The organism is Pseudomonas sp. NPDC088414 (assembly GCF_044753325.1).
GTDB lineage: Bacteria > Pseudomonadota > Gammaproteobacteria > Pseudomonadales > Pseudomonadaceae > Aquipseudomonas.
The window spans coordinates 30,901-50,066 of the sequence record NZ_JBIVMY010000004.1 but is presented as its reverse complement, the minus strand read 5'-3'; the positions used below and the strand labels follow the sequence as shown (position 1 = coordinate 50,066).

The window sequence follows — 19,166 nt, the reverse complement described above, 5'->3', positions numbered from 1 at the left end:
GCCTGTCAGTCAGCTCTGCAGCCACCAATTGAGCAGCGTTTCATCATCTTCATCATCAATGTTTTTATAGATATTGGCGTAATACCATTCGAGTCCCGTTTGCTCGCGGAACCGATCAAAAAACGCATTGATGCTGTCCATGCCATTGCTTGAGGGCACAGCCAGTGACAGGTTGCCTTCGAAAACGCCATCCAGCGTTCCACCCAGTTCATTGCCAACATCAGTTTCCAGTTGTGCAATGACGTCCTCGGGGATGTAGTCGGCGTAGATATGAATACAAAAATTTCCTCCGCGCTTCAGGACTTCAGCGTGAGTGTTTTTGTTTTTTATCGAGATGATGTCACCTCGAGCCAAATTCAACGCAAGACCAGGTGAGGACAGCAGCTGATAAGTATCCTGCCCCATCGCGATTGCAGGGAGCTCCTCGAATACAGGGCCATCGTCATCTGATACAAACACCTCAATCAGAACCGGCAATTCTTTATCGTCCATACGGCGCTCCACAACTTCCACGTTCGACACACGACATCCCTTCTTTCACGTAACCGCTGTTTCCAGCACTCAGGTTACACGATGCGCCCTCAAGATCTACGTTGACATCGGCCAGGTTGCCGCCATTCGAGGTCGCCACATTTTTATGCCCCAAGTGCATGTCATCAGGATTGCTAGAGGTATGCCCGCACCGCCAGCACTTGTACACACCCACCGGTTTGCTTTTGGCAATAAGTTTTTTGCGACATGCCGCTTGTCCTTTCCGACTACCGCCGCCGACCTTGCTCGCAGCGATGTCTTTAGCGGAGGCTCCAGCACCGTCCTTCAGCGCGCGCTTGGATGGCGGTTTTCTGACCAGACCTAAAGGATCCACCCACTGCGTCGGGTTAGGCGCGTATTGATGAAGGTTGATACCACCCATCAGACCTATCGGGTCTTTCGAGATGAAGCGACCTACGTGGGGGTCGTAGTACCTGTAGCGGTTGTAGTGCAAGTCTGTTTCGTGATCGTGGTACTGACCCTGGAAACGAATTGGATTAGTCAGCCCGCGCCGCACTGCCGAGGCTGATGTCTGTTCTTTCACCTGCCCCCACGCTTTGTATTGAGCGCTCCAGGCGATCTCACCGTCTTGATCGGTAAGTTCCAATGGTGTGCCTAAATGGTCACACTGATACCAGGCCAGGGCATCGAACGGTTGTGCTTCAGGAGCGTGACTCCACAGCGGATCATCTTCAAGATTGTCGCCGCCGACATATTCAGGCTGACTCAACAGATCAATCGAGGCGTGTGTGAGGGCTTGAGCCACCGGTACGAATGTGCCGGGTTCATAAACGTAATGGACGGTGCGACCTGTCCCCCCATCAATAGGGGCTGGACTGCTTTCCCAGGAAAGGTTGTCCCCGTCCCACCCGTACAAGGTCAAGCCACAGCCAAGCAAGCGCTGAATGCGCCCCTGCTCATTTTTATTCCAATGCGAACCCGCTTCAGGACGGTTCACATAATGGGCTGTCGAGTGCTTATACAACCGGCGACCCAAGGCATCGTAGGCGTATCTGACCGAAAGACGATCATCCTCAAAATGCACCAACCTATCGAACAGGTCCCATTGCAATCGACTGCGTTGACCATTGTGCCAACGCAATGTCTGGTTGCCACGATCGTCGTACTCGTAATGAGTACCGACGTATTCACGTAAAAGATTGTCTACCAACCGACTACGTGTCGGGGCCTGATCAAGAGGCCGGCGCACTTCTGTCACCTTCTCGTCGAGCAGGTTGCTGGCAGGATCGAACGCGAAGTTTTCAACGCCGAGGCGACTTGCTGCGCTGATCAGTCGCCCGACCGGATCATAACGGTAGGTAAGCGGTCCGCGACGCGTATCGTTCAGCTCGGTCAACTGGCCGACCGCATCATATTGGTACTGGCGTTTGAGCAACGTCGAATTGTCGTCGCTTCGACCGAGCAGTTGCTCCTGTAGCCGCCCTGCCGGATCCCACTTTTGCGTCTGGCGCAGGCGATTCCCTTGATAACGGGCGACTTCGCGATGTAAATCATCTCGCTCATAGCCGACCAGTTCGTGATCATCCAGTTTTAACGCGAGCAAATGCCCACTGCCGTACGTCAACCAACTCACCCGATGGCCATCCGGACGAGTCGTGGCGACACACTGATTGAGGGCATCGTACTCATGCCTCCAGATGGCAACGAGCGGTGCATCCAGATCCTGATAATGCTGGTGCTCTCTGATCAGATTACCGGCCGAATCATAAAACCACAGCAACCGGCTCTGGTCGTTCGTGGCCAAAACCATGTTGCCATTACCGTCATACGCAAAGGATTCGCTTTGAGTCGCATTGCCCAGGCTCGCATGGCGTTCAACGAGCCGCCCCATTGGGTCAAACACCATCGAAATGATGCGCTCACCGCTGATGGCGCTCGCCAACCGCCCGCTCTCGGCGTCGTATTGATAGCGTGTGGCAAGGCCGTCGAAGCCTTTTTCCTCAAGCAATCTTCCGACAGGATCATAGTGAAACCGGGTGCGCTGCTCGTTTTCGTTTTCGAGCGCTATCAAACGGCCTAACCGGTCCCAACGGTAACGAAGCGTTTGCTCGCAGGCGTCTACTCGCTCGGCAACCAGACCGGCCGCGTTATAGCTCCACGTCGTACAGCGATCCAGACCGTCAACATGAGCGAGCAGACGCCCTTCGGCATCACGCTCGAATCGCTCCTCGGTTTTATCCGGATGCGTTATCAAGGCGACATGCCCGGCCTTGTACTGATACTCGGTGCTTTGCCCCGCCGCATCGGTAAAGCAGATCATCTGACCGCGATCGTTGTATTCCCATTCGCTGGTCTTGCCGGAGCAATCGGTATATTTGAGAAGCTGACCGGCAACGTTGTACTCAAGCGTTTTCTCGTTGCCTATTGCATCCTTGATAGCGATCAACTGACCTGCTTTGTCATAGGCGTACTCCGTCTTGTTGCCAAGCGGATCGACCGACTCCAGCAGATTGCCGGCGTCATCGTAAGCTCGTTGCCACTGACCGCCTTCTGCATCACTTACCTTGATCAGTTGGTTGAGATCATCGTAGGCGTAGTGAGCGACACTGCCGTCGGGACTGATGTGCTCGAGCAAATTACCGCGCTCGTCATAGCTGTAGCGATCGGTGGTGCCATCTGTATGAACGTGACGAATCACATTCTTCGCATCATCGCGAAAGAACCACTCTGAACGTTCATCGGCATAGCGAATCCGGTAGGTATAGCCCTTGATGTCGTAGTAATGCCAAGTCTCGTTGCCATGGGCATCAGTGACGTAAGTCAGACGGATGTTTTCGTCCCATTCAAGGCGAGTATCGAAACTGCCGTCATCCGCCCACTCGCGCACAGCCCTGGCGTGCGATGTGTGACCATCCCACTGCAGATTCAAACCGCGGCCGGTGCGATCGGTATACCGAGTCAGGAGGTGATGCTGATACTGATAACTCCAGGCCGCACCGTTTTCATCCTGCGCCTGGATCAAGTTGCCATGGAGGTCATATTGGTAATGACATAATTGCCGCACAGGCGCGCCGTCACGAATCTCCCAGAGACCGGTCAAGCGCCCTTGATCATCTATCAGCGTTCCGACGTGCAAGTGGACTTGCGTGACGTCACCTTGATAGGTGATCAGATCGGATAATACGAGGGCATCCCCATGACGATGCTCGTAATGCAGCATCAGCCCGGAACCACTGCGCATCTTCACATCCGTCAGCCAAAAGGAACGACCACGACGGACATAGGTTTCCTTGCGCTCGAAACCGAAGCAAACGAGCAGTTGATCCTCAGCGGAACGAACCAGCGTGAGATTTTCAACGGGGTCATAGTGAAAGAGGCCTGGCTTGGGCAGGGGGAAATCGATGCTACGACCATCGGCTCCAAAAAAAACCAGTCCATCGTCCTTGCAGTCGAATCGGGTCGTAAACTCAGTTACCCACCGTGCCCCTAATTCGCCATTGTCAAAAGCATCAAACCGGGAACTGTAGGTGCGCACCCACTCGACCGGAAATGGACCTGGCAGGCTGAAATCGGTATGGCTCAGTGACTCGGATCCCAACGCAAAGCTGATGCTGTTGCAAGTACCCGCACAAGCACCATTTTTTTTGCCATTGGCGTTGGCGTTCGCAGGAGCCTGATGGCTGCTGGCCTCGAGTCGCCCTTCACCTGCCTTGTTCTGAGCCTTACTGGTGGCGTTGGGTTTAACGCTGGCACTCTGTCCATGCCCACGACGCTTGCGCCACGTCACCACAGCACCGCTGAGCATTTGCAACAACCAACCAATCGTGTGACGCGTTCCCGGATCACCCAACTTGCTCAATTGGGTTTTGATCTCAGGCCCCATCGCTCTCAATGAACCGGTGTGCGTCATCACCAGTTTTTTGGCCTGATCCGGCAGAAGATTTTTCGCCGCGCTGTTGGCAACCCCCTTACCTACGGCTTTGTAGGCACTGAATGCAGCCCCGAAGATATTACTGATTGCCGCTTTGGGATCGCTGAGCAGTTGATTGCCCGCCGCCGTGATTTTTTGTCCAGCCGCGCGCGCATCGCCTTTTGAATCAAGCTTGCCATTTACAACGGCCTCAAGACCCTTGGCAATTTCGGTGACTGCGCTTTCGCCGAGTTTCCCTGCATCGGCGAGAATGCCCGAGAGTTTGCCTTGAGCCTGTTTCACGAAGTCATCGATCGTGCCGACGATGGTTGCGTTCAAATGCCCGACCAGCACTTCGACCATCGAATCGCCCAACAGCATCTTGACGCTGTTACGCAATTCCTGACGTACCAGAAACAAGGTCGGACGCAAACTCATACGAGCAGCCGCCATGGTCGGAGGCGCAGGTAAAACACCGATCAGGTTGATCCCCAGGCTGACCCAATCAAGCAATTCCCGCTGCTTGCTTCTGGCAAGCGTGACGATATCGCCCAGCGCATCGACCAGCGCCATGATGTTGCCGACAACCGGCAGCGACCCGGCAACTCCTTTGATTCGATCGAGCGTGACGACACCACCGCTGATGGATCGCAGCCAGGCATCAAACCGGGCAGCACCACGACCTACGTCCTGCACGTCCAGCGTGTTGAGCGGAACGATAGCGACCTGCGGCTCGCGCTTCTTGGCAACGGCTGCCTCGGTCATGAGAGCACCTCACCATTCAGCAGGCCAGGCGTCTTGAGCGATGGTTTGGGCAAGGACGGGGCCGGGAGGCTTGGCAGTTTCCCTGCCTTGCTCGCTGCGCCGAGGATGCTCGATGCACTCGGCAGCGCCGCACTCGCCAGTTTCGGCAACCCGGCCGCCCCGCCCTGCACCGCCCCTTTCACCTGCTGCGCCGTCTGCATTGCGCCCTGTGCGGTCTGCATGGCGCCCATGCCGGTCTGCGCCAGTTCCTTGCCCTTCTCCAGCATGTCCCAGTTCTTGCTCGGCAGAACCTGCGCAACCATCGCCTGCACTTGGCTCGGTACCTCTTCTGCGGCTGGCGGTTTCAGCGGCCATTCCGCTTTGCCGATGTAGCTGCCCTCACTCCAGGTGTCCGCCGGATCCTTGCCGAACACCACACGCGCGGGGCCTGGGGCGGCACCGGCGACACTGGCGAAACCCTTGGCGTCGAGCTTGCCCTTGATGCTTTTGCCGAGGGCGTCGATGACTTCGTAGTCGCCTTCCTTGATGCCCTGACGCCCGGCGTACTGGTTGAACAGTTCCAGATTGCCCTTGCCCGGTTTCGGCGGTTCCGGGAACACCCCGGCCAGACTTTTCGCCCCGGTGTAGGCGAAGTTCGCCGCGTGCGCGGTGTACGGGCCGGTGGTGGCGTGGGTGATGCCGCCGGCGTTGTAGGTGGTCGCGCTGCCTCCGCCCTGGATCACGAGTTCGGTCTTGGCGGTGATGGTGATGCGGTCGGCATTGGCGGTGATGTTGAGTTTGGCCAGCAGGTTGATGCTGTCCTTGAGAGCCTTGACGTCGATGTCGCCGGAGGCCGCCACCAGACGCCAACCCATGCTCTGCACGAACAGGCGCATGCCACGGCTGGCACTGGCCAGCAGGCGTTTGCCGATGGAAAAACTGGTGTGCCCGGTGCTGCTCAGCGCCAGATGTTCGCCGGTGGCGATGTGGCTGGAGCGCGGCGTGGTCAGGGCGATACCCGCCGGGCTGGCGAGCACCAGATGCGGCTCGGTGAATTCCGGAAATTCATTGGCGGTCATGTTCGCCGGGCCACTGCCGAGCACGCCTTGATGCTGCGCGTGCAAGGCCTTGGCCACATCGTCCTGATCGCCGGCCTCCTGGGCTTGAAGCTCTTTGGCCTGAGTGGCGAAACCGTCCTGCTGATCGCTCGCGGTGGCGAGGCGCTCGGCGGTTTCCGGCAAATCCTTGTGGTGCTTCGATTCGTTAGGGCGCGGCTCGGTGGTGATCAACAGACCGGCGCCAGCACGCACCGCGCCATGGCGGTCGGTACGCAGCTCGAAACCTTCGCCACGCGGCTGCCCGCCGCTCGGGCGTGGGTGGGTCAGGTAGCCGAGGTTGATCGCACTCGCGCCGTGATCACTGCGCAGCGCGATGCTGATCTCGCTGGTGGTGTCGTCGATGCGCAGTTCGTTGGCGCGGCTGCCCTTGTATTCCTTGCTCTTGACCGTGGCCAGGGTCTTGAAGTCCGGGAGTTTGTACGGCGGCAGGTTCGCGCCGTGGTACAGGCAACCGGTGATCAGCGGCTGGTCGGGATCGCCTTCGAGGAAGGTGATCAACACCTCCATGCCGACCCGCGGAATGTTGATCGCGCCAAAGGTTTCCGCGGCCCAGTTCGAGGCCACACGCATCCAGCAACTGGTCTTGTCGTCGTGCTCGCCTTCGCGATCCCAGAAGAACTGCACCTTCACCCGGCCGTACTGGTCGCAGTAAATTTCTTCGCCCTCGGGGCCGCAGACCACGGCGCTCTGAGTGCCGAGGACTTTCGGTTTCGGGTGATCGAGTGGCGGCCGGTACGGCACATCCCACGGGATCGCATTGAAGCGGTTGCGGTAGCCCTGGTGGAAATCGTCCTTGTTGTCGGTGGTGTCGCTGGTCACCGACTCTTCGAGCACTTGCGGCTGCTTGCCTTCGTGGAAGATCTCGATGAGCAGCCACAGATCGTTCCACGTCGGGTTGGCGTGTTCGGTGAGGGCGAGAAAATGCCCGCTGACCAGAATCGGCTGATCGCTGTTGCCTTCGGCCAGTCGATAGTCGCTGCGATGGCGCTCCAGCGCGCGATTGGCCAGGTGCTTGCCGCGCTCGCGGTCAACGAAACGCCCCGGGTAATCGTAATCTTCCAGATCCGGCTGAGCGCTGCTCTTGGCATCGCTTTCGAGCTCGATCTTCGGTTTGACGAAGTCGTAATCACGGCGTGTGGTGCGGCTGGTGCGGGTCGCCAGGCGCAAACCGAAACGCTTGACCACCGGTTGATCGGCGACCAGTCCGGAGTCCTGCTGATAGGCCACCGGCGCCAGTTTCGGGAACACCGTCTGGTCATCGCCGAACATCAGTTTGTGGCCGCTGGCGGTGTGCTGGAAATGGTAGTGAATCCCCTCCTCCTCACACAGGCGCTGGACGAAATGCAGATCGCTTTCGTCGTACTGCACGCAGTAGATGCGCTCCGGGTAAATCGCGCTCAGTTGGAAGTGATAGTCACTGGCGAGAATGCCGTGTTCTTCCAGCACCTTGCTGATGATCTGCTGCACGGTCATCTGCTGGAAAATGCGCTGGTTGACCCGATGCGCGAGGTACGACAGCTGCGGGCGCAGGGAGATTTTATAGCGGGTCAGGCGCTTGCCGGCTTCGCCCTGGGCGATGCTGTAGATCAGCCCGTGAATCCCCGTGCCGCTGGGCGACAGCTGCAGGAACGCGAGTTTGTGCAGGAGGCTTTCGAGGTTGATCGAAGCCTTCTCACTGACCAGTTCCAGCTCGAATTCGAAGGGCGTGTTGAGGGCCTCTTTCCCGGTGAACGACAGCACCTGGAAATCGCTGTCCGCGCCATCGATGGTCAGATTGAAATGAGGCTGATTGGCCGGTGAGAACATCCCTTGTTCCTCGCGCAATGCTGCGACGGGCGCCATTCCATGAAGCGTGGCGCACGCAAAAAATTCTGTAGATCAAAGCCGCCCCGGCCAGCCGCACTGGCCGGGGCAGTACAACCATCAGTCGCGATTAAACGACTGGAGCACGCCAGTCATCGGAACCCGAAGTACCGGAGACTTCGTGGGTCCAGGTGATTTTGCGGTAGGTGAACTGCACTTCTTCCAGGTGGGTGAAGTGGGCGTTCGACGGGTCCTGGCAGTTGTGCATCTTGTTGTTGATGGCGACGATGATCGCGTCTTCCAGTTTGGTGGTGTAGTAGTGCTCTTGAGTACCTTGAGCCGAAGTGCGGTACCACTGGATAACGATTTCGCTCATGCGCTCGCCGGAAGTCAGCGCCGCTTGCAGCAGAGGCGAAGCCTTGTCGTAGACCTTGGTGATGACCACTGGCTTGTGCACGCGCTGACCGGTTGGCTGACCGGATTGCGGATCACGCGGGATGATCACGTCGTGGGTGAAGGCCTGAACCATGACCTGGTCTTCGTGACCTTCCTGGAAGGTGTTGCCCACGGAATCGGCGGTGAAAGCGCCGGCAGTGATCAGACCTTGTTTTTCGCCAGTGACGGACATGTACGCTGGTGTTGCCATGGGGATGCTCTCCTTGCTCGAAAATACACAACCGACAGGCACCATTGCCTGTCCGGGTGCCTGCTCAGAGATCAAATTCCGTGCCAGCCATCAGCTAGCTATTACGGATCAACGGGTTGGCGGCCATGCCTTTGCGTTTAGGAGTTTAAAATTTCGATAAACAGAAAAAAGTGCGCAAGAAGTTGCGCAGTACTGTGCAACTTCTTGCGCACTTGGCTGAAAACCGTGATCCAGAGAGGTTTGAAGGGGGGTCACGGGTGAAATCCGCGAAACCACTGCGCAACTTTTTGCGCAGTGGTGATGTTTAAATTTTCGGCGCCGACGACGCTACCTGCAATTGACGATAAGCCTCGACCAACTGCTGAAGATTGAACGCGAGGTTCCTCCCACTCGGGTTCGGCAACACCCACACGTGCGCGCCGCCGAAGGTCTTCGCCTGCGGCCCCCACGCCACCACCTTCTGCCCCGACAACGCCGCATAGGCAGCCTTGCCGAGAAACGCCACAAAGCGCGGCGCATGGCGGCTGATCTTCTGCTCAAAGCCCAGGGCCGCAGCGGCGAACTCTTGCGCCGCCAACTGATCCGCCCGCGCCGTGGGCCGCTCGACCACCGCCGTCAAGCCGCAGCCAAAGTGCAGGATGCTTCGATCGTCCTCCGCTCGCACCTCATGCGGCGTGAACCCGGCCAGATGCAAGGTGCGCCAGAAGCGATTGCCGCGCCCGGCAAAATGATGCCCCTGCGCCGCCGCGAGCAATCCCGGATTGATCCCGCAAAACACCACCGCAAGCCCCGGCGCCAGAATGTCTTCAAGCCCTTCACCCGCCATGCGCGCGCCCCTCGTTCGCAAACATTTGCACCACCTCCCACAGCAAACCCTAGAATGGCCATCCCAGCCACAGAGCCAAGCACAACGATGGACGTTATTCAGACCCTGCGCTGCTTCGTTGCCGTCGCCCAGAGCGGCAGCTTCACCGCTGCGGCCGACGTGCTCGACACCACCACGACCAACGTCTCCAAAGCCGTCTCCAGCCTCGAAACCCGGCTGCACACGCGCCTGATCAACCGCACCACCCGCCGCCTCGCCCTGACCGAAGCCGGCGTGCGCTATTTGCAGCGCGCCGAAAAAATCCTCGATGACCTGCGCGAAGCCGATGAAGAAGCCGGCACCGCGCAGACTTTGCCGGTCGGGCGCCTGAAGATCCACGCCATGGCCGCCATTGGCAACCACTACGTGATCAACGCGATCGCCCGCTACCGCGAGATTCACCCGACGGTGATGTTCGACCTGACACTGAGCAATCGCCTGCCCGACCTGCTCGAAGAAAGCTACGACATGTCGATCGTCCTCGCCCGCGACCTGCCGGATTCCGGCTTCGTCGCGCAACGCCTCGGCACCACCTACAGCATCCTCTGCGCCTCGCCGGCGTACCTGGCCAAACGCGGCCACCCCGCCACACCCGCCGAACTCGCCGCGCACGACTGCCTGCGCATCGTCAACACGGTGATGCCCGCAGAAAACTGGGTGTTCGAAGGGCCACAAGGCATGGAAACGCAGAATATCCCCGACTCCCCTTTTCACATCAACACCGCCGACGGCATGGCCACGGCGATCAGAAATGGCATGGGCATCGGCATTCAGCCGCTGGCATCAGCCGTCGAAGGATTGGTCGGAGGCACACTGGTGCGGGTACTGCCGCTGTACCGCCTGGAGGAATACAACCTGTTCGCGATCTACCCGTCGCGCAAATTCGTCGACGCCAAAATCAAGACCTGGGTGGAGTTCCTGAAAACCGCCATCCCGCAACAGCTGGCATCCGATGAAGACATGGCCGGGGCCAAAGAACTCGCCAACGCTTAGTGCCGCAGACCTGGAGTGTCGACCCTCCAGCGCCTGCACCGACATCAACCGTTGGAACAACCGCTGCCCATCACCTGGTATTGCACGACATGCCGCGCACCGGTCGAGTCGTCATAAGTCATCTGCACCGGCACCGCGCCGCATTGATTGGCCGCTTCGGAGATCGACACGACGTGGGCGATGTCTGCTTGAGCGGCGGCGTTATAGGCCTCGACCTGCGCGGTTTCGTCCGCCGCAAAGGCTTGCGCGCCGACACCGCCAAGGGCCAGAAGTACAGCGATTTTTACAAATTTCATGATGTTCACCGTCTCGTGGGGAACCGTGTTTGTTCACGGAGTGGAGACGATGTTAGGGGTTCAAGCGCACGGCAAAAATCGGTCGGTTGGACAAACACTGTGTCCAGAATGGTGATGAATAAGTCCAGACACCGTGGGTGCCCTTTTCGCGAGCAGGCTCACTCCTACAGGTTGGGTGCCCGGCACAACATTCGCGAGCACTGCAAACCCCTCTGTAGGAGTGAGCCTGCTCGCGATGGCGTAAGCCCAGTCAACAAAGATCCCGAGACGACCGTCACCTGCCTCCCCGGCTATGACTGCTGGAGAGTTGCAACGCTGTTGCACGCCGCCAGCGTAAATAACACTCGCGCACCCAACGGCATATTGGCCTCTGCCCACAAACGTCCGCCATGAGCCTCGATGAGGGTGCGGCAAATCGACAGGCCCATGCCCAGCCCGGTCGATTTGGTGGTGTAGAACGCGGTGAACACTTCCTCGGCACGCTCGCAGGCGAATCCCGGCCCGGAGTCGCTGACCATGATCCGAACGTCATCTGCAACGGATTCGCTGGTGATCAGCAGTCTGCGCTCGCCCGCCTCCATCACCTCCATTGCTTCCAGGGCATTGATGATCAGATTGAGCAGCACCTGCTGCAATTCGACCCGATCGGCCAATACCGCAGGCAAATCGCTGGCCAATTGCGTACTGACCACAGCCCCGCACCGCGCCGCCTCTCCGCGCGTGAACCCGACCATTTCGCCCACCACCGCGTTGAGGTTCAGCACCTGGCGTTGCGGTGGCGTCTTGCGGATCAGTGCGCGAATGCGTCCGAGCACCTCGGCCGCGCGGTTGCCATCGGTGATGATGCGCCTGAGGCCCTGCTCAACCTCGTCGATGTTCGCCGGTTGCGCGCCGAGCCAGCGTAACGCGGCGTTGGCATTGGTCACGGTGGCGGCGATCGGCTGGTTGACTTCGTGGGCGATGGACGCCGCCAACTGGCCCATGGTCGCCACGCGATTGGCGTGGGACAGTTCCGCCTGGACCTGGCGATATCGGCGTTCGCTCTCGCGCACTTGTTCTTCAGCCTGTTTACGTTCGCTCAGGTCGAGGACGAACGCCACGCCCTGCTGCTGACTGGCTTCGAACGCGGCCAGACCGACGATCACCGGCAGGCGGCTGCCATCCTTGCGGATGTATTCCTTTTCGAACGGCTGGGCGCGCCCGGTGCGGATCGCGGTCGCCAGCGCAACTTCACTTTCCTCGCGCAACGGCGGCGGGGTCATGTCTCGCCAATGCACCTTGCGCGAGAGCAAATCTTCGCGTTCGTAACCGACCATGCGCAGAAACGCGTCGTTGGCTTCAATAATCTCCCCTTCAATATTCCAGACGATGATGCCGATGATGTTGGCGTCGACCAGCCGCCGAATCTTCGCCTCACGCTCGGCGACGTCGCGATACAGCCGCGCGTTGTCCAGCGAGATCGCCGCCTGTGAAGCCACCAGTCGCAGCACGGCAAAACGCGCCGGGCTGAATACACCGGCAGACAGGTTGTTTTCCAGGTACAGCGCCCCGGCAATCCGCCCCTGATTCATCAATGGCAGGCACAGGATCGAACGCGCGCCGCGCTGATGAATGTACAGGTCAGCGGCGAAGGCCGGATCGGCGACGGCGTCGTCCAGGCACAGACTTTCGCCGGTGCGCAGGGTCTGATAGAGCACCGACTCGGCCAACGCTGTGGTGCTCACCGGCTCATTGCACAATTGCGTGCTGTCGTCGCCGACGCTGGTGCGTGCAGCGATATAGGGCGTCTCACCGTCAGTCAAAATCAGCAGGCCGTGCTCGGCGCCGGCCTGCTCGATGGCGGTGCGCATGACCATTTCGATCAGTCGATCCAGGACAATCTCGCCTGAAACGGCTTGGGACACCTTGAGCACCGTGGCCAGATCCAGATGCTCGACCGGGGTGATGATGGTCGCCGTCGGGTTGGGCGACGCCTCTTCATTGCGCAAATAGCGGTGGCATCGCTCCAGTTGGCGCACCTTGCCCTCGGCGCCCCAACGCCGATAACCGTAGCGCGCGTCTTGCAGGTACAGACGGGCGATCTTGTCCAGACCACGGGCACTGTAAAAGCGCGCGGCGAGTTCGTTCGCCAAGGCTTCGACATGCACAAAACCGCTGTCCCGGGCCAGTTGAATCGCCTGCTCGTACAATGACTGCGCTTCGATCAACTGCCCTGCAACCCGAGCGATTTCAGCAGCGACCAGCGCCGTCTGACTGGCGAAAGTCTGCGCAGACTGTTGCGCCCAGACTTGCAGTTGATCGAGGTGTTCCTTCAGGCGTTGCCGTTGATCAGGGTTTGATTCGGCGGCAGCGGCCAGAGTCAACGCGGCGTAAAAGTGATATTCGGCCTCTTCAAAAAACGAGGAGATCACCCACAACAGCGCCTGTGCCTGCGCTGCGCAGACGGCCGCCGCCGGATAATCCCCGGCCAGATAGCGCGCCTGCAGTTTGCGCACCCAATATTTGCCGCGAGCCAGTGCCAGATCCGGGGCGGCAAGGTTCGTCTCAAAACTTGCCTCGTCAAAGTGCTCATCGTTGAAACAGCCAAACTGCGGCGTCTGCCCGCGCAGCATGCGAATCAGCGCGCGTTGGCAACTGATGAAACTCACCACCAGACCGAAGCGAATCTTCTGCGCATAGGCCAGTCCCGTCTCGGCCTGAACCTGCACTTGCGCCAGCGGCTCGCCAATAAACAACAGATCGGAAATCAGGCTATTGCCGGCATAGGCCGCATAAGGCAAATCGCCGATGCGGTTACCGGCACTGAGTGCACGCCGCAGCAATTCGCGACACTCACGCACCGGTCGCATCCAGCGCACCACAAAAATCGAGAAGCACAGGTAGGTACGCGCTTCGTATCGCGTCAGTCCGCGGCGATCGACCAGATCGCAGCCCAAACGGCCAAAGCGGTAACCGGCGGCATAGTCGCCGAAGCGTGGGCCGGCGATTCGCATGACGTTGGCGTAGAGCATGCAGGAAGCATCGCAGTTGCCGTGTTGCAGGCTCAGACTGACGGCTTTGCAAATCGTCAGGCACGCGAGGTTGGCATCCGACTGCAACGCCGGTGCGAAGAGTTTGCTCAACGCATCCAGCGTGACCAGCGAGGCCGGATCTTCCATCAGTGGCAGGTCGATCAATTGCTCGATGCTGCGCTCATCCAGTTGCGTCCAGATCTGTTCGTACTCGAAACGCACTTGCTGATCGTCCGGATGCGCCGTCCAGTCAATGCCGACCTGACGCAAATACGCCAGGCACACGTTCACGGCGCGATCACTGCGATCGAGCAGCAAGTACACATCCATCTGCAAACAGGTGACCGCTGCCCGTTCCACGGTAGTTATGGCGCGCTCGGCCAGCGCGGCCAGACGCGCCTCGGCCAGCGCCAGTTGCCCGGTGAGGAACTCGCACTCGGCGCGGTTCAGTGCCAATGCAAAACCCAGTTCATGGCGACTGTCAGCGTCCTGCTCGCCGAGCATCGCCGCCCCTGCGCCCAGGTAAGTCAGCGCGGACGTGTAAGCGGTCGACGCCTTGGCGCGCTGGCCGGCGAGCAAATTGAATTCGGCCAGTTGTTCGCGTTCGGCACGGGCACTGATCAGGCTGGCGCCGCGATTGAGTTGACCGACGATTTCGAAGATGGCCTCTTCGCGCCCTTCGCGCTGCGTTTGCAAAGCGAGCAACCGGCCGATGCGCAGATGGCGTTGCGCGCGCTCGACGTCAGCGATCAGCGAGTACGCGGCCTCGTGAATGCGGTCATGGGCGAATGCACAGGTGCCTTCGTGCAACTCGATCAGTTCCTGACGCACCGCCGGCCACAGCACCGCGCGTACGCGCACCGTCGACAGATCGAGCACGGTCGCCAGCGTGTCGATCCGCGCCACGTTGCCCAGGCAAGCCAGTTGTTGCAGCGCCTGGCGGGTGTCCAGCGGCAGGCGCGCCAGTTTGCCGAGCATCAGATCGACTACGTTATCGGTGTAACCCTTGGCGTTGATCAGTGCCAGATCCCAGCGCCAGCGGCTGAACTGATGGTCGTACACCAGCAACTGCTCCTCGAACAGGGCGTGCAGAAACTGGATGACGAAAAAGGGATTGCCGTAGGTCTTGTCCAGCACCAGCCGCGCCAATGCAACGATGCTTGCGGGAGGACAACGCAGCGACTCGGCAATCAGTTGCTCGATATGCACACCGGCGAGCGACGCCAGGCGGATCTCATCGATGTGCACGCCGGCAGTGCGCATGGCCTGAAGCTTGCCATTGAGCGGATGATCGGCATCGACTTCGTTATCCCTGTAAGCCCCCACCAGCAACAAGTGCCCAAGCTCCGAGCGGGTCAGCAGGTCTTCCAACAGATCGAGTGTCGCCGCGTCCAGCCATTGCAGGTCATCGAGGAATAGCGCCAGCGGGTGCTCGGGCCGGGCGAACACGCCGATGAAACGTTGCAACACCGCCATGAAACGCTGCTGCGCTTGTTGTGGCTCAAGTTCCGGCACCGGTGGCGGTTCGCCAATGATCAGTTTGAGTTCCGGGATCAGCTCGGTCATCAACCGCGCGTTCGGTGACAGTGCCTGTAACAACGCCGCGCGCCAGTCAGCCAGCACCTCACGGCGCTTGCCCAGCAGCGTGCGCACCAGTCCCTGAAAAGCCTGAACCAGCGTCGCATAGGGGATGTCGCGCTGGTACTGATCGAACTTGCCGGCAGCGAACAACCCCCGCGACGGCACCAATACCTTGTGCAGTTCACTGACCACCGAGGACTTGCCGATGCCCGAATAACCCGACACCAGCACCAGCCTCGGCGACGAGGTCTTTACCACCTGAGCGAAGGCGTCGATCAGCGTTTGCACTTCGCGCTCACGCCCGTAGAGCTTCTCCGGGATCAGCAAGCGGTCGATCGCGCCCTGCTCGTTCAGCGTGAACACCTGGATCCGCCGGGTCCGCCGCCACTCGTCCAGACAACGGCGCAGATCATGCTCGACACCGGCGGCCGTTTGATAGCGTGCTTCGGCCGTCTTGGCGAGCAGCTTCATGACCACACGCGAGAGCATCACCGGTACCGTGGCTACTCGTTCACACGCAGGCATCGGCAGCCGTGCAATGTGGCAATGCACCCACTCCATCGGGTCATTGGCGCTGAACGGCAACGAGCCGGTGAGCATCTGATACAAGGTCACGCCGAAGGCATACAAATCGCTGCGTGAGTCGATCGAGCGATTCATTCGCCCAGTCTGTTCGGGCGCCATGTAGGCCAGTGTGCCAGCGATGGTTTCCGGCGGCGCAGGCGCCTGACGTTCGCGCGGCAGACGCGAGGCCAGGCCGAAGCCAGTCAAACGGGCCTGACCGTCGTGGCAATTGACCAGAATATGCTGCGGCTTGAGATCCTTGTGCACCAGCCCGCACTGATGCACATGGCCGAGCGCGACGGCGATGTTGATCGCGTGCAACAGGCAGGTTTCCGTGTCCAGCGGTGCGACCAGCAAGCCTGACAGTGGCTCGCCGCCGGGGTCGTCGAACAGCAGGCACGTTGTCCCGCCGGCACGCTCCAGGGTTTGCGGCGGCAACGCCCATTGATCGCCGAGATAGTCCTTGAGGCTGTATTCGTGTACCAGTCGGTCAAGGGTTGCAGGTAACGGCTGATCAAGGGTCGGGCGCACCACCAGCACACGGGGACTGCCCTCGCCCTTAGCGCGCTCGCGGGAAAACACCCGCTCGCCGTCGTTCCACAAAATCTGCTGTTTGCTGGCCATCCGAGTCGACACCGTGAAAGGAGTTTGTGCCACGCGATGAGGTTCAGCTCACCTTGTCCGCCGCGCCGGCTCGATGCCCAACGCCTCGGCGATACGCACCAGATCGGCCACCGAACGTGCAGCGAGTTTCCTCATGACCTGGCCGCGATGGACTTTAACCGTCACTTCGCTGAGGTTGAGTTGCGCGGCAATCTGCTTGTTCATCAGCCCGCTGATCACGAAACCCAGCACCTCGCGCTCACGCTCGGTCAATGTCTCGTAGGCCAGGCGCAGGGCCGCACCGGATTGTTCGGCAATCAGTCGAGCGCTGTCACGGGCCAGCGCGCTGGCTACGGCGTCAAGCATGTCCTGATCACGAAAAGGCTTGGCCAGAAAATCCACCGCCCCGGCTTTCATCGCCTTGACCGTCATCGCGATGTCGCCGTGGCCGGTCATAAATACCACGGGAATGCGCAGACCGTTTTTTTCCATCTGCTCCTGAACGATCAGCCCGCTTTCACCGCGCAAACGCACATCCAGCACCAGACAACCGGGCGCGTCACGTCTGGCCGAAGTGAGGAAGTCCCGGGAGGTTTCGAACGTCTGCACCTGCAGCCCGATCGAGCGCAACAAACCGTCGAGGGCCTGACGCATGGACGCGTCGTCGTCGACCACATAAACCACCGGTTCCCCCAACACGGGCGGGGTTGTGCTGGGGCTGGAATGCGACCACAGGGTCATCGTGAGTCCTCGGCGAGATCGCAACGCGTGCGATGTGCAGGTGGGTAAATCTAGTCCATGATGGCGAACGCAGCCAGAGGCCAGCCAAACGGTCGCGCCACAGGCTAGCAGTCGGAACGCATTGCCGACAGGCCAGAAACCCCTGAAAATCGGCCACACCGCCGCCCCTCTGCCACCGTTTGAACAGGCCCGATTTTCATGTCCAGCGTTTCTCTGCAAACCCTCACCTGGCCAAAATCCGAGCCGCGCGACGTGGTGTTTATTGCCTACCCGCGAATGAGCCTGCTCGACCTCAGTGGTGCGCAAACCGTGTTCTGGGCGGCGAGCAAAGCCTTGGCCGAGCGCGGCCAGCCCGGTTATCAATTGCACACCGCGAGCCTTGAAGGCGGCCTGATCAACACCATCGAAGGCCTGGCCGTGGACACCCGGGCGCTGCGCCAGCTCGACATCGCCGCGCTGGACACTCTGGTGGTGCCCGGCGCGCCCGATATTTGCCAGACCCTCGACGATCACGCCGAACTCACCGCGTGGCTACGGCAGGAAAGCCAGGCCGCGCGACGTGTGGTTTCGGTGTGCAGCGGCGCCTTCCTGCTGGCTCAGGCCGGTTTGCTCGACGGTCGCCGCGCCGCCACGCATTGGGCCATGTGCGACACGTTACGCGAGCGCTTTTCGGCGGTCGAGGTGGATGCCGATGCGATCTTCATTCAACAGGGCGCGGTGTGGACATCGGCCGGGGTCACGGCAGGAATCGATCTGGCCCTGGCGCTGGTCGAGGCTGATTGCGGCCGTGAAGTGGCGTTGCAGGTCGCCCGCGAATTGGTGGTGTACCTCAAGCGTCCCGGTGGTCAGGCGCAATACAGCACCCTGCTGCAATCGCAGATGCAGGGCAGCCCGCAGTTCGATTCGCTGCACCTGTGGCTGATGGAGCACTCAAGCGATCCGAAGCTGACGGTGGAGCGCCTCGCCGAACAGGCCAAAATGAGCCTGCGCAATTTCACCCGGGTCTATAAACAGAGCACCGGTCATACGCCCTCCAGAGCCATCGAGCTGTTTCGCCTCGAAGCAGCCAGGCGTTTGCTGGAGACCTCGGCGCACAACATCGACCAGGTCGCGCGTCTCAGCGGATTTGGTGATGAAGAGCGTTTGCGCGCCTGCTTCCAGCGTCATCTGTCGATTTCACCGCGTGACTACCGCAGCCGTTTCAGCCGTGAAGGCTGACGTCGTCAGCACTGACTGGCAAAGGGGCTGGCCGCGCTATACCTAGGTATAGTTTTGCGCCGCTGCCGACGGCGTATGGTGCAAGAACGACAGGAGTCGCCATGCGTGCCCATCCGGCCAGGGAGCCCTATGCAGCATAAAGTTGTCATTGCCGTGGTTGACGACGACGAGGCCATTCGCAGTGCGCTGGAAAGCCTGTTGCGCGCCAGTGATTATCAGGTGCTCGGCTATCCAGGGGGGCAGGCTTTCCTTGAGTCGGAAGGTCCGGCGCAGACGCACTGCCTGATTTCCGATATCCAGATGCCCGGCATGAATGGCCTCCAGTTGCACGAAACGTTATGCGCACAAGGCTGGCGCATTCCGGTGATTTTTGTCACCGCCCGTCCCGATGAAATGAAGAATCTTCCCCCCGGCGTCATCGCCTGCCTGGCCAAACCCTTCCAGCCCGAAAGCCTGCTCAGGCACATCGAGATCGCCCTGAACCAAACACCTCCCGTGTAGGAGCTGCCGCAGGCTGCGATCTGTTGATCTTGCTTTTAAAGGGCAACATCAAAAGATCGCAGCCTTCGGCAGCTCCTACA

The 19,166-nt window shown here is 60.0% G+C and carries 11 protein-coding genes; 3 read left to right on the top strand and 8 right to left on the bottom strand.

What is annotated here, in order from left to right; genetic code table 11:
* Positions 1-9 precede the first annotated feature (9 nt).
* The 5 genes from ACIP8I_RS06750 to mug all read right to left on the bottom strand — a co-directional run bounded on the left by ACIP8I_RS06750 (position 10) and on the right by mug (position 9,539).
* Entirely contained in the window at positions 10-492 is a 483-nt protein-coding gene (locus tag ACIP8I_RS06750; RefSeq protein ID WP_007969242.1) for a DUF4265 domain-containing protein, read from the bottom strand.
* On the bottom strand, positions 482-5,167 hold the full coding sequence (locus tag ACIP8I_RS06745; protein ID WP_400759674.1) for an RHS repeat-associated core domain-containing protein: 4,686 nt from the start codon (positions 5,165-5,167) through the stop codon (positions 482-484). Before ACIP8I_RS06745 ends, ACIP8I_RS06750 begins: the two co-directional genes overlap by 11 nt.
* A complete protein-coding gene (locus tag ACIP8I_RS06740) occupies positions 5,164-8,070 on the bottom strand; it encodes a type VI secretion system tip protein VgrG (RefSeq protein ID WP_400759672.1) in 2,907 nt (968 codons plus the stop codon). The genes ACIP8I_RS06745 and ACIP8I_RS06740 overlap by 4 nt, the downstream gene beginning before the upstream one ends.
* Before the next feature lie 127 nt (positions 8,071-8,197).
* Entirely contained in the window at positions 8,198-8,713 is a 516-nt protein-coding gene (locus tag ACIP8I_RS06735) for an Hcp family type VI secretion system effector (RefSeq protein ID WP_027613808.1), read from the bottom strand.
* A 304-nt stretch (positions 8,714-9,017) separates the two neighbouring features.
* Positions 9,018-9,539 (bottom strand): G/U mismatch-specific DNA glycosylase, encoded by a 522-nt coding sequence (gene mug / locus ACIP8I_RS06730; protein WP_400759671.1) that lies wholly within the window; start codon positions 9,537-9,539, stop codon positions 9,018-9,020.
* A gap of 87 nt (positions 9,540-9,626) precedes the next feature.
* Between mug and ACIP8I_RS06725 the strand changes: the two genes are divergently transcribed.
* Positions 9,627-10,571 carry a LysR substrate-binding domain-containing protein gene (locus tag ACIP8I_RS06725; RefSeq protein ID WP_400759669.1) on the top strand — a complete coding sequence of 315 codons (945 nt, stop codon included), beginning with the start codon at positions 9,627-9,629 and terminating at the stop codon, positions 10,569-10,571.
* A 44-nt stretch (positions 10,572-10,615) separates the two neighbouring features.
* Here the strand turns inward: ACIP8I_RS06725 and ACIP8I_RS06720 are convergent, their stop codons facing one another.
* From ACIP8I_RS06720 to ACIP8I_RS06710, 3 genes are all read right to left on the bottom strand, one after another.
* Complete coding sequence (locus ACIP8I_RS06720) at positions 10,616-10,867, bottom strand: DUF2790 domain-containing protein (RefSeq protein ID WP_400759667.1); 252 nt, start codon at positions 10,865-10,867, stop codon at positions 10,616-10,618.
* Positions 10,868-11,157: 290 nt separating this feature from the next.
* Positions 11,158-16,647 carry an AAA family ATPase gene (locus ACIP8I_RS06715; RefSeq protein ID WP_400759665.1) on the bottom strand — a complete coding sequence of 1,830 codons (5,490 nt, stop codon included), beginning with the start codon at positions 16,645-16,647 and terminating at the stop codon, positions 11,158-11,160.
* Positions 16,648-16,695: 48 nt separating this feature from the next.
* Complete coding sequence (locus ACIP8I_RS06710; RefSeq protein WP_400759663.1) at positions 16,696-17,367, bottom strand: response regulator transcription factor; 672 nt, start codon at positions 17,365-17,367, stop codon at positions 16,696-16,698.
* Positions 17,368-17,565: 198 nt separating this feature from the next.
* Here ACIP8I_RS06710 and ACIP8I_RS06705 point away from each other — a divergent pair, with 198 nt between their 5' ends.
* Positions 17,566-18,585 (top strand): GlxA family transcriptional regulator, encoded by a 1,020-nt coding sequence (locus tag ACIP8I_RS06705; protein WP_400759661.1) that lies wholly within the window; start codon positions 17,566-17,568, stop codon positions 18,583-18,585.
* A 129-nt stretch (positions 18,586-18,714) separates the two neighbouring features.
* Entirely contained in the window at positions 18,715-19,086 is a 372-nt protein-coding gene (locus tag ACIP8I_RS06700; protein ID WP_400759659.1) for a response regulator transcription factor, read from the top strand.
* Positions 19,087-19,166 lie beyond the last annotated feature (80 nt).